This window comes from Veillonella sp. CNR 79/14 (assembly GCF_003992185.1).
GTDB lineage: Bacteria > Bacillota > Negativicutes > Veillonellales > Veillonellaceae > F0422.
Genome location: NZ_RQVH01000019.1, coordinates 20,803 through 32,217, shown reverse-complemented (window position 1 = coordinate 32,217; position 11,415 = coordinate 20,803). Strand labels below are relative to the sequence as shown.

At 38.6% G+C, this 11,415-nt stretch carries 10 protein-coding genes and 5 tRNA genes; 2 read left to right on the top strand and 13 right to left on the bottom strand.

Translation table 11 applies throughout. The features are described from left to right. Nucleotides 1-271 precede the first annotated feature (271 nt). Nucleotides 272-1,966 carry a DUF438 domain-containing protein gene (locus EO119_RS06600; RefSeq protein ID WP_126941097.1) on the top strand — a complete coding sequence of 565 codons (1,695 nt, stop codon included), beginning with the start codon at nucleotides 272-274 and terminating at the stop codon, nucleotides 1,964-1,966. Nucleotides 1,967-2,227: 261 nt separating this feature from the next. Here EO119_RS06600 and EO119_RS06595 read toward each other — a convergent pair whose 3' ends face one another. Together EO119_RS06595 and EO119_RS06590 are read right to left on the bottom strand one after the other, a co-directional pair. After that, nucleotides 2,228-3,439 (bottom strand): pyridoxal phosphate-dependent aminotransferase, encoded by a 1,212-nt coding sequence (locus EO119_RS06595; RefSeq protein ID WP_240629052.1) that lies wholly within the window; start codon nucleotides 3,437-3,439, stop codon nucleotides 2,228-2,230. After that, nucleotides 3,408-3,917, bottom strand: a complete 510-nt coding sequence (locus EO119_RS06590) for an Lrp/AsnC family transcriptional regulator (protein WP_126941096.1) — start codon at nucleotides 3,915-3,917, stop codon at nucleotides 3,408-3,410. Before EO119_RS06590 ends, EO119_RS06595 begins: the two co-directional genes overlap by 32 nt. A 480-nt stretch (nucleotides 3,918-4,397) precedes the next feature. Here EO119_RS06590 and EO119_RS06585 point away from each other — a divergent pair, with 480 nt between their 5' ends. Next, entirely contained in the window at nucleotides 4,398-5,624 is a 1,227-nt protein-coding gene (locus tag EO119_RS06585; RefSeq protein ID WP_126941095.1) for an MFS transporter, read from the top strand. A gap of 75 nt (nucleotides 5,625-5,699) precedes the next feature. On the opposite strand, the gene EO119_RS06580 is transcribed toward EO119_RS06585, so the two are convergent. From EO119_RS06580 to rsfS, 11 genes are all read right to left on the bottom strand, one after another. Continuing rightward, a complete protein-coding gene (locus EO119_RS06580; RefSeq protein WP_126941094.1) occupies nucleotides 5,700-6,044 on the bottom strand; it encodes a hypothetical protein in 345 nt (114 codons plus the stop codon). Nucleotides 6,045-6,132: 88 nt separating this feature from the next. Continuing rightward, a tRNA-Leu gene (locus tag EO119_RS06575) sits at nucleotides 6,133-6,221 on the bottom strand. Between the two features lie 14 nt (nucleotides 6,222-6,235). Beyond that, nucleotides 6,236-6,310: transfer RNA gene (locus tag EO119_RS06570), tRNA-Cys, on the bottom strand. Nucleotides 6,311-6,317: 7 nt separating this feature from the next. Then, nucleotides 6,318-6,392 (bottom strand) — tRNA-Gly (locus EO119_RS06565). 3 nt (nucleotides 6,393-6,395) lie between these two features. Continuing rightward, nucleotides 6,396-6,471: transfer RNA gene (locus tag EO119_RS06560), tRNA-Phe, on the bottom strand. Between the two features lie 6 nt (nucleotides 6,472-6,477). Further along, nucleotides 6,478-6,553 (bottom strand) — tRNA-Asp (locus tag EO119_RS06555). A gap of 126 nt (nucleotides 6,554-6,679) precedes the next feature. Continuing rightward, nucleotides 6,680-7,270, bottom strand: a complete 591-nt coding sequence (locus tag EO119_RS06550) for an MBL fold metallo-hydrolase (RefSeq protein WP_126941093.1) — start codon at nucleotides 7,268-7,270, stop codon at nucleotides 6,680-6,682. Beyond that, a complete protein-coding gene (locus tag EO119_RS06545; protein ID WP_126941092.1) occupies nucleotides 7,236-8,750 on the bottom strand; it encodes a TrkH family potassium uptake protein in 1,515 nt (504 codons plus the stop codon). Before EO119_RS06545 ends, EO119_RS06550 begins: the two co-directional genes overlap by 35 nt. 28 nt (nucleotides 8,751-8,778) lie before the next feature. Then, the gene (gene trkA / locus EO119_RS06540) at nucleotides 8,779-10,119 is read right to left on the bottom strand and encodes a Trk system potassium transporter TrkA (RefSeq protein ID WP_126941091.1); all 1,341 of its coding nucleotides are present in this window, start codon (nucleotides 10,117-10,119) and stop codon (nucleotides 8,779-8,781) included. An 11-nt stretch (nucleotides 10,120-10,130) separates the two neighbouring features. Then, nucleotides 10,131-11,048, bottom strand: a complete 918-nt coding sequence (locus EO119_RS06535) for a S1 RNA-binding domain-containing protein (RefSeq protein WP_126941090.1) — start codon at nucleotides 11,046-11,048, stop codon at nucleotides 10,131-10,133. A gap of 1 nt (nucleotide 11,049) precedes the next feature. Next, nucleotides 11,050-11,409, bottom strand: a complete 360-nt coding sequence (rsfS, locus tag EO119_RS06530) for a ribosome silencing factor (RefSeq protein ID WP_009372156.1) — start codon at nucleotides 11,407-11,409, stop codon at nucleotides 11,050-11,052. Nucleotides 11,410-11,415: the final 6 nt, after the last annotated feature.

Here is an 11,415-nt window from a genome sequence, read left to right as displayed (position 1 = left end):
ATAAAAAATCACATTCTAAACTTCTTACAAAATCATTTCCTTTCTTGCAAAACTTTTATAATTCTGTATCCCTAGCAACTGAAAATTATTTTTATTTACTGTATACTAAATACATAAAAGGAATTGACTCCCCTGAGAGTACGCTCCCTATACTTTATTACGCTAGACCTATGGTATCTATATTTGTAGCAATGTCTGCATTCTTTCAGCCAACACAAGACGATACCATAGCAATGATTATACTAATAGTAAACACAGAAAGGACTCGCACATGGACACAATGAAACAAGCTCTTGGGCTTACAGGCAATGACAGAATGGAAATTATGATCGATATTAAAGACCGCTTTCTCGGTGGCACCTTAGATTTAGAAACAGCTCGTACGTTATTGAAAGAAAAAATCGGAACTTGTACACCTGATGAATTTGCTTATGGCGAGCAACAATTAAAAGGTTCTTATACTGACGAAGAAATCACCCATCGTATGGATGACTTATTAGAATTATTTGATGGTATTTTAATTCGTGCGAACAATGAATATCCTGAACATCATCCATTAACAGTGTATCTAAATGAAATCAACGCCATGGAACAACAGTTAACAGAAATGGAAGCTCTGTTACAAGCACCTCACTTCATTCTCAACCCTTGGCTTGGTGTATATGATGCCCTCACTACTTGGCGCATCCATTTGGCTCGCAAACAAAATCAATTATATCCAGTCCTAGAGCGGTATGGTTTCGATCGCCCTACGAAAATCATGTGGACTTTTGATGACGCTGTTCGTGATGCCATCTCTGAAAGTAAACAACTGCTAGAATCTGGACATGAGTCTGAATTTTTAGCAAAACAAGCAGACGTCATCGATATTATCCGTGACCTCAATAACAAAGAAAAAGAAGTACTAATCCCAACAGCATGGAAGTTATTACAAGACAGTGACTTCATTACTATGAGCCAAGGTGATCATGAAATTGGGTTTGCTTTCATCGCCCCTCCTCCATTTTATAAAGGCCGTCCTGATGCGGAACCTAAGAATCTTGGAGAGGCATCTGTAAATGTGGGTCATATAACAGCACAACATAATCATGCTGATGTAGAAAATCATGAAAACACCCAATTAGGTGGTACTGGTAACCCTACCGCTCTTTTACAAGAGTTAGCACAATTAGTGGGCAAGTATGGCATTAACGGAAGCCCTGAACAAACGCATGACCTAGCTGTGGGCTCCTTGACAATTGAACAAATTAAATTAATCTTCAAATTCTTACCTGTAGATATTACTTTTGTAGACGAAAATGACTTAGTTCGTTTCTATAATGATACAAAGCACCGCATCTTCCCTCGCAGCTCTAATATCATCGGTCGCATCGTACAAAACTGCCATCCAAAGAAAAGTCTACCTTTAGTACAAGAAATTATCGATTCTTTCAAAGCTGGTAGACAAGATTACGCTGAAATGTGGATTAACAAGCCGGACCTATTCATTCATATCGAATACATCGCCGTGCGCAATGAAGAAGGTCAATTTAAAGGTATTTTAGAAATGGTTCAAGATTGCACGCATATTCGTAGCTTAAGCGGTTCTCGGAAAGAACTTATTTGGGAAGGTTCTAATTCTGCGTACCATGCCGTAGACCACATCGATTACAAACATGTACGCCAAGAGGATAGTACAACTAACTCAACTGAACAAGGTACGGTGCCAGAAAGCACACCACAATCTACGGTCTATGAAAATGATCTAGGTTTAACAGGAGATACCAAACTATTCCCTCTATTTGATATAATCCCTGGTCTAAAAGATCACATGATTCATATCAATCCAAACTTTAAAATGCTAAATTCTCCACTTGCTAAATTAATGAAACATAAAGCTACTTTATCCATGGTGGCAGAACGTGGTGAGATGACATTAGATGCATTAATCCAAGCTATTTTAGCTTTCAAATATAAGAATCAATAGTATATTGGGGACTGTAACAACATATACATTTTTACATGTTGCTACAGCCCCACTTATTAAAAATATAAAAGTAGAGGAAAGTTGATGCTGTTTGTTCAACTTTCCTCTATTGTATTGGTAGGCTATTTTGTTACAGCCCATTGTATTCTTACACCTATTCTTTTCAAATACCACTATACAATTCGCCGACGGACCTATGTATTGTATAAACGTTAAAAAGACAGACACAGTTTTACTGCAAAACTATGTCTGTCTTTTTTATTACTCAATCTCTTTATTTTTAATTTTTTCCAAGAATATTTCGATCCGTTTTACCGCTTCTTTGATATTCTGCAAGGAATTAGAATAGGCTACACGAACAAATCCTTCACCACAATCGCCAAAGGCATTACCAGGAACAATGGCAATACGTTGATCATAGAGTAGTTTTTCACAAAACTCTTCCGATGTCATGCCTGTGCTCTTAATGGACGGGAATACATAGAATGCCCCTTCTGGCTCGAATGTATGAAGTCCCATACGATTGAAAGCGCTCACCAACAAGCGACGACGCATATCGTATTCTTCACGCATGTATTGGATATCTTTATCCCCATTTTTTAACGCTTCGATAGCTGCATATTGAGACATAGACGGAGCACTCATAATACCATATTGATGCATCTTCGTCATTTGTGCAATAATCGGTGCTGGACCTGTGGCAAATCCAAGGCGCCAACCAGTCATCGCATAGGCTTTGGAAAATCCATTAATTAAGATTGTCCGCTCTTGCATACCTGGTATAGATGCAATAGATACATGTGGTTCATCACCATAGGTAAGTTCACTGTATAACTCATCGGACAAAATAAATAAGTCATGCTTGATAACCACTTCTGCAATAGCTTCCAAATGCTCACGGCGTAATACCGCTCCTGTTGGATTATTAGGGAATGGTAATACTAACAGCTTTGTCTTCTCTGTTACAGCCGCTTCAATCGCCTCTGGAGTCAAACGAAACTCATCTTCTTCTTTCGTGATGATCTGCACTGGTTTGGCACTACACAATTCTGCTAATGGCGTATAGCACACAAAGCTTGGCACGGGAATCAACACTTCATCCCCTGGGTTTAATAAGGTACGACAGGTTAAATCAATAGCCTCTGAGCCACCTACCGTTACAATCACTTCTGTTGCTGGGTCATAGGACACGTGATATTTCCGTTCTAACCATTTAGCAATTTCTTCCCGTAGTTCCATAAAACCACGATTAGGAGAATACCAAGTTTTTCCCTTTTCTAATGTATTAATACCTTCTTCACGAATATGGTAGGGCGTAGCGAAATCTGGTTCACCAATACTAAGGGAAATGACATTATCTAATTCATTAGCAATTTCAAAAAAACGTCGAATCCCCGATGGTTTAACTGCTTTAATTTCAGCATTTAAATAGTTGTCATAATTAATCATCGAATACATTTCTCCGATCTTCACGAACTCCACCCGTGTGGAACACAATATTATTATCTTTATAACGTGTTAAGATAAAGTTTGTTGTGGTGGAAAGCACTGAATCTAATGTAGATAAACGGCGAGATACAAACAAAGCAATATCACGCATGCTGGCTCCTTCCACGATAACCGTTAAATCATAGCTACCAGACATAAGGTATACACCTTGTACTTCTGGAAATTCCATAATTCGTTCTGCCACTTTATCAAAGCCTTGATCTGGAGCAGGAGTCACACCTAATTGGATAAGAGCAGTAGATTTGTTTTGGTCTACTTGTTCCCAATCAATGACTGCTTGGTACCGTTTAATAATACCAGCCTCCTCGAAGGCTTGAATACGACTTGCCACATGTGCTTCTTCACTATTGAGCATAATGGCGAGGTCGGCAGCCGACATGGAGGCGTCCTCATCTAATAAACGTAATAAACGATGATCCAATGTGTCTAATTGTACTGTCATAAGGGAGACTCCTTTCTTATGATTCACATCTATATCTTGTAAACTATAGCATTGTTATATAATTCTCAATGCTTTTCTTTTTATTATAGTCAGTTTCTCTGAAAGTAGCAATACATTATATTACACCTACAAAATTTAATCGCAAGATAGTCTGCTCGAAGCAAGTCTATACTGATGATCGGACTAGAGATACAACGCATCCCCTCATGTTAGTATTTCTCTCATACCAGTTTCTAACTTCGTGGATGGTCACACTCTAAAAAAATTTTATATCTGCGCTTCCCCTTCTTAGCGCCGGAAATACACTAAATTGATTTATATAATAAGCTCACATCACTATTCTTACCTACTCTTTTCTCCTATGTATCTACCCATATATTGTTAACTTAGTTAAGTTCTATAGAAAATATTTATATAACCTTTACAAGATTCGAAATTAGGTATATTCTATAGAACGTATTACAAAAGGAGGAGTTATCCATGAATGCCCAATCGATACAAAATCAAGAAGAAACACTATTTAATTCTGGATTCATCAGTATTACTATCATTAATTTTATTGTCTTTTTAGTGTACTACTGCTTTGTAGTCATTACCGCTAGTTATGCTACCAAGGAACTGCACTCTACTGTCGCTGAAGCAGGATTTGCTACTGGTATTTATATTATTGGCACCTTATTCGCTCGCCTTATCATGGGACAACGCTTAGAACTTATCGGCCGTAAAGAAGTACTTCGGTACGGAGCCATATTTTATTTTCTCACTACCCTTGCGTATCTCATTGCCAAAGATATTCTAATCTTGGATGCAGTCCGTTTCCTAAACGGTTTTGCTTACGGTACTGTATCCACTGCAGCCAATGCTGTAGTCACTGCTTACATTCCAAAATCGAAAGATGGAGAAGGTATCAATTATTATGGTCTTAGCACAAGTTTAGCAGCGGCTATTGGCCCTTTCATTGGCATGATTTTATTACCTGCCGTTGGTTTTACTTGGATTATTTATTTAGCCGTCCTATTATCCATTGGTGTTGCTATCGCTTGTTTACGATTCCCTGTACAAAATTTAGTGCTCTCCTCTACGGAAGCAGCTTCTATGACATCTTGGTCTATGAAGAATTTCATTGAACCACGTGTATCCTTCATCGCCTTTCTTGGATTTCTAATGGGCTTAGCCTATTCTAGCGTACTCGGTTTCCTTTCTATCTTTACCCATGAAATCGGTCTCATTACAGCAGGAGCATTCTTCTTTGTGGTCTATGCCCTTGTGATTACCGTCACCCGTCCTATTGCAGGTCGTATCTTCGATGAACGTGGCGAAAATGCTGTCATGTACCCTAGCTATGTATGTTTAACGATTGGTCTTTTACTCATCGCTTATAGCTTCAATGCAGCGTTACTACTTATCGCCGGAGCCTTTGTCGGCTTAGGCTATGGTACTTTCATGTCTAACGGACAAGCTATTTGCTTGAAAGCTGTAGAACCCGCCAAAATTGGGGTAGCTCTTTCCACCTATTTTATCGGATTAGATCTCGGATTAGGCGTCGGACCTTATACATTAGGAATCTTACATGGCTTACTATCCTACAGCGGAATCTATATGGTATCTGCCATCATTCCAATTATCGTATTGATACTTTATGCCATCTACTATAAACCTGTAAAAGAAGAAGCTATGTACGAAGAAGAAATTTCTCAACATCAATAAGCCTATAGATATAAAAAGTGCCCTATACCTTATGCTATGACATACATATGCATATCGGTATAGGGCAATTTTATATTATCTTTTTTTTACGAATATACGAATTTTATTCGTTCTATCAATCAAATTAGTATCATTACAAAAAAACTTAATCGTATCATAGCCAATATATCTGTCTATAAGAAGGATGTTCGTCTCACTATAGATTATCTTTCCTAACTCATCATAACAGTTTACGATAAAATCTAAATCACAATTAAATTTGCCATTCATGATTTCAAGAAGAACATAAAAGGATTGTGTACTTCCTTTATCAACTTCTTGTATTCCATAGGATTGTAGATCAATTTGAAAAAACTGAAATGTTTTTTCATTAATTTCAATAGCATTATATAATCGATCAACATCAGTAACTGTATTCATAGTTCCTCCCTAAGCACACTCATTATATGATACTTACATTATAGTCCATTTACACATAAAAAAATAGACCAACCGAAGTTGGTCTAAATGGTGCCGAGGACCGGAATCGAACCGGTACGGTTATTTCTAACCGACGGATTTTAAGTCCGTTGCGTCTGCCTGTTCCGCCACCCCGGCATGGGTGGAATTTGTGGAGGCGGCACCCAGAATCGAACTGGGGAATAAAGGTTTTGCAGACCTCTGCCTTACCGCTTGGCTATGCCGCCAAAAAAGTGGAGCGGAAAACGAGATTCGAACTCGCGACCCCCGCCTTGGCAAGGCGGTGCTCTACCGCTGAGCTATTTCCGCAAATGGTGCCTCAGGGCAGAATCGAACTGCCGACACACGGATTTTCAGTCCGTTGCTCTACCGACTGAGCTACCGAGGCAAGTAGTGGCGACCCCGATCGGATTTGAACCGACGATCTTCGCCGTGACAGGGCGACATGTTAACCGCTACACCACGGGGCCATTTGACTACTTTGTTAGTATACCCTATTTCATATTTCTCGTCAATACTTTTTTATATTTTTTTATAAACATTTTTTATTTCTCTGAAATCAGCTGTACAAGCCATTTCATGCATTATGGGAGTACCTACAGATATGGATTAGTCCCTAATTCATATCTCAATGTAGTACTCGAACCATGTCCAGGATATATCACATAAGATGGGTCTAAAGTCATAATTTTTTGCAATGTCTTTTCCATAGCCTTTGAATCACCATTATAGGTATTCACTTTTCCTATAGTCCCCTTAAATAAGGTATCTCCTGTAAATAAAATATGCTTATACCCAATAAATACACTACCTGCACTATGCCCTGGCACCTCCCATACATGTAAAGAAAAAGGTTCTATCTGTAAAGGCCCCTCTTCTAACGCAACATATGGAGAAGTAAATCGTTCTTTATACCCCGATGGCATACGCCGTTTGACTAATAATAGTTCCTCATCCTTAGCATGCATATACACAGGGATATGGTAGGATTCTACCAACGTATCTACGGCACAAATATGATCTGCATGACCATGGGTCAGCACAATACCTACTGGTGTCACATCCTGCAATTCTTTCATGATACGCTGTCCATGAAAGCCTGGGTCAATAATAAGAGCGTATCCATTTTCTTTCAGAATATAACAATTTGTTTTATACAAGCCTTGAGGCGTTCTTATGATGTCCATCGAATCGTCTATATCCATTTTCTTTCTTTGTAAAATATCCGCGCCAAAATCCTGGATGTAATAGCACCAATAAGGTAAATAACTCTAACCGTCCTAATAACATATCAATAATACAAACTATCTTTGCAATAGGTGCCAATATGGTAAAACTTTCCGTGGGTCCTAATGAGCCAAATGCAAGGCCTACATTCCCCAAACTTCCTGCTACCAATGGTAGTACATCTGCCAACGGTAATCCCGTTGAGGAAATAATCACAGAGGAAATGCCAAAGATGAGCATATAAAGAAAAAAGAACTGTTGCGTAATCTGTAACCATTTATTAGGTAATACATAACCATTGAGTCGTACCAATTGTACCATATCGGGATGAATAGCTTTTCGTAGATAGAGAATACTACTTTTTGCCAAGATAATTATTCGTATGATTTTAAGTCCCCCTGCAGTTGAACCACTACAACCACCAAAGAACATTCCCATAAATAATACCATTTGCCCTAAGCTAGGCCATAAGTTATAATCTGCAATAGCAAATCCAGTCCCAGTCTGCATAGAAACAAGTGTAAAAATAGCATTTAGTAAATGTTCAATATTAGCATCTCCAGCTTCCCATACTAAGGCAAATAAAACTAGAGTTGATCCAATTGCCAATGTGATAAGATAGATTCTATACTCAAAATCTCTCCAAATCTCTTTGATTCCCCGTTGCCATACAGATTGATAGACTGCAAAGTTTCCACCTGCCAATATCATAAATACTATTAATATGATACAGACTAAATAAGAATCAGCATATCTAAATGTACTGCCAGTAATTGGGGCCAATCCACCTGTAGCTACCGTAGCAAAGGTAAAATTAAGTGCTTCAAATAAACCGATGCCACTTAGCCATAATAGAAAAGTACAAGTAAATGTAAATCCTAAATAAATTCTCAGCAAGTTCCCGGCCATAGATTGGATTCTTGGTAATACAACCCCAGGCCTTGGTACAGAAGCCTCTGCTTCAACTAATGGAGCTACTCCAGTCCCTAAATTACGCAAGAATGCTAACACTAAGACAATCATCCCCATACCACCAATCCAATTGGTAAGCCCCCTCCACAAAATAAAGGCTCTTGGTAAAGCACTTACATCATCAATCATACTTGCCCCAGTAGTCGTTATACCTGACACAGACTCAAATAAAGCATCTACAAATTGCTCAAGTACTCCACTAAAGTAAAAAGGCAATGCAGAAAATATAGAGGCCAGAATCCAAGTTGCACTCACTACTAGAAATCCATCTCGTACACTATACACATTCGTATTTGTTCCATAATGATATAATAGAAACCCTACTCCTCCTGCTATACATGATGTGATAAGAAACGAGTAGAAAAAAGTCCCTTCATCCAATACACCAAAGAAAAAGGGAACCATAATGAAGGAAGCTAAAATGAGTATCACTTGTCCAACGACTCGCATAATATTTTGAATGCGCATGATTCCTTCTCCTTTCAAAAATCCCTTCTTATTCATTAATATACGCTAACAAAGTGTTAATATTTTCTGGCAATGTAAAGATAACTATATGATCTCCTTCAAGCAACAAAGTATCTCCTTTAGGAACAATCGTTTGATGTTCTCTGACAATAGCCCCCACTAGCGATTTTCCTGGCAATTTCAAATCTCTTAGATGCTTATTGAGCAAAGATGTTTTTTCTGTCACTTCTATTTCTACAGCTTCAGCTTTAGATCCTTCAAAGGTAAAAATATTAATAAGATTTTCATCTTCTCGAATTAATCTTAAAATTTGTCCAGATGTTAATAATCTTGGTGAAAAAGCTACATCAATACCTACCTGTTCCATTAACGTAATATACTCTAATCGTCCTACACGAACAAATGCTTTAGGTACCCCCATATGTTTCGCTAATAATGCCACCAATAAGTTGAGTTTATCATCATCTGTTAAGCAAATAATAACATCCGTATCACCAATTTCTTCTGCCCCTAATAGATCAATATCTGTTCCATCACCATGAATCACAATAGAACGGTCTATTATAGCAGCTAATTGTTCACAGCGTTCGATATCTTTTTCAATGACTTTTACATCATACCCATCTTGTTCTAAAAGCAGTGTTAAATTTCTACCAATAAGACCTGCGCCAATGATAACAACACGTTGTGTAGGCCGAGTGGTTTCATGTAACCATTCCTCTACGGTATCAATACTTTCAGTAGCCCCTAGGAAGAATACATTATCCATATATTCCAACGTGCTATTACCATGTGGAATAATCATTTCTCCCCCACGCATAATACCTACCACCAATACATTTGGCGGCAATTCTAGGGAGCGTAAAGGAATACCCATAATATCATGATTATTACGAATTTTAAATTCTACTAACCGCACGGCTCCGCTAGCAAATTCTTCAACATCTAATGCAGCTGGCGTTTTTAGAATTTTATAAATTTCTTGAGCCGTTACCATTTCTGGATTTATAAAAAGGTCTATTCCTAATCTCTCACGAATAAGTGCATTGGTATCATTTTCGTACTCTGTTTCCCGAACTCGAGCAATCGTCTTAGGAATACCAGCCGCTTTACCAAGCATACAAGCCAGCATATTAACTTCATCCGAATCCGTTACAGCAATAAGCATACCAATATCTTCGATTCCTATTTCTTGCAATAAGGCGATGCTACTACCATTCCCTTGCACTAAATTCACATCTAAATTATTTTCTAAATTTTTAATGCGATCTCCATTTTTTTCAATGACATACACATCATGTTGGTCTTGCGCCAATCGCTGAGCCAAGGAGTAGCCTACTTTACCAGCACCTACTACCACAATTTTCATGACATCTCCCCCTATTTTGTTTCCTCTACGGTAGCAGATTGTTCATCCGCCTCTAGTAAAGTGGCTTGCCCTTTCTCTGTTAGCAAAGTCCACCCATCTTCTTGTACAATGAGCTCTGCTTTCATCAGATGCCCTAAGGCACGTTTAAAAGCAGCCTTACTGATGTTAAATTTATCTTTAATGATAGGTGCTGATGTGCCATCACCATAAGGCATCCGCCCATGCCGGTTGCCTAAATAGGTCATAATTTTTGCTCCATCTGAAGCGAGTGCCTCTTCTTTGACAGGACGCATAGAAATATTGATCCGTCCATCATCACGTTTAAAGGTAATACGGCCTTCAATGAGTTCCCCTACTTTTAAAGATCGTGTCATTTCACTGCGATGCATGAACGCAATCCATCGTTCAGGAGTAATTAAGAATGCCCCTTCGCTGGTCATGTTATAAATGGCACCTTTCACCATGCCCCCTATTTTAGCATCTGTAGCAGGTTTTGAAGCACGCCGCATCGCATCATCCACATCCATGGATACAGCTAAACGACCTGACTTATCACTATAGAGCCGAACCCAAACTTTTTCACCATTTTGCGGGCGTCCACGCATTTCTGCATGAGGCATAAAAATCCCCCGTTCTGTTCCTACTTCTACAAAACAGCCAAAGTTTGTTGTATTGATGACCTCAACATAACCAATTTGACCTTCCTTCATAGCTGGTAAACGCATACTTGCTGTCAAGCGGCCTTTGGGATCTTTGTATAGAAATACTGTCACTTCATCGCCAATCGCAACAGAACTAGTTTGTTGGTCTTTATGCAACAAAATATCGTCATTCGTATTGCCTGTTTGACCATCTAAAAAAGACCCTTGATCACTTTGACGCAATACCTTTAGCGTAGCAATAGTATTTTCTGATAAAGTACTAGCCATATTAGACTCCTTCAAAGGATTCTCTCGGTGCATCCTTCCACAATTCTTCTAAGCCATAGAAATGGCGGTATTCACCTGTAAATACGTGGGCAATGACATCACCAAAATCAAGTAAAATCCAATCTCCTTCACGATATCCTTCGCGATGTAATACGGTCATACCTTGTTCTGCACCGGCATCTTCAATGGCATCAGCTACACTTTGTGCATGTTTCACATTGTTTGCTGTAACCACTAAGAAATAATCTCCTAACATGGTAAGACCTTCCATATCCATAATGGAAATGTCTTCTCCCTTTTTATCATATCCAGCTTGCGCTAAGATTTTTACTGTTCCTAAAATATCTTGTTTCTGTTTCATTCTAAC

What these genes read in the sequence shown, in the direction of transcription:
- EO119_RS06600 (WP_126941097.1), top strand. Translation starts at nt 272, where the DNA reads ATGGACACAATGAAACAAGCTCTTGGGCTTACAGGCAATGACAGAATG.
- EO119_RS06590 (WP_126941096.1), bottom strand. Translation starts at nt 3,917, where the DNA reads ATGACAGTACAATTAGACACATTGGATCATCGTTTATTACGTTTATTA.
- EO119_RS06585 (WP_126941095.1), top strand. Translation starts at nt 4,398, where the DNA reads ATGAATGCCCAATCGATACAAAATCAAGAAGAAACACTATTTAATTCT.
- EO119_RS06580 (WP_126941094.1), bottom strand. Translation starts at nt 6,044, where the DNA reads ATGAATACAGTTACTGATGTTGATCGATTATATAATGCTATTGAAATT.
- EO119_RS06550 (WP_126941093.1), bottom strand. Translation starts at nt 7,270, where the DNA reads ATGGACATCATAAGAACGCCTCAAGGCTTGTATAAAACAAATTGTTAT.
- EO119_RS06545 (WP_126941092.1), bottom strand. Translation starts at nt 8,750, where the DNA reads ATGCGCATTCAAAATATTATGCGAGTCGTTGGACAAGTGATACTCATT.
- trkA (WP_126941091.1), bottom strand. Translation starts at nt 10,119, where the DNA reads ATGAAAATTGTGGTAGTAGGTGCTGGTAAAGTAGGCTACTCCTTGGCT.
- EO119_RS06535 (WP_126941090.1), bottom strand. Translation starts at nt 11,048, where the DNA reads ATGGCTAGTACTTTATCAGAAAATACTATTGCTACGCTAAAGGTATTG.
- rsfS (WP_009372156.1), bottom strand. Translation starts at nt 11,409, where the DNA reads ATGAAACAGAAACAAGATATTTTAGGAACAGTAAAAATCTTAGCGCAA.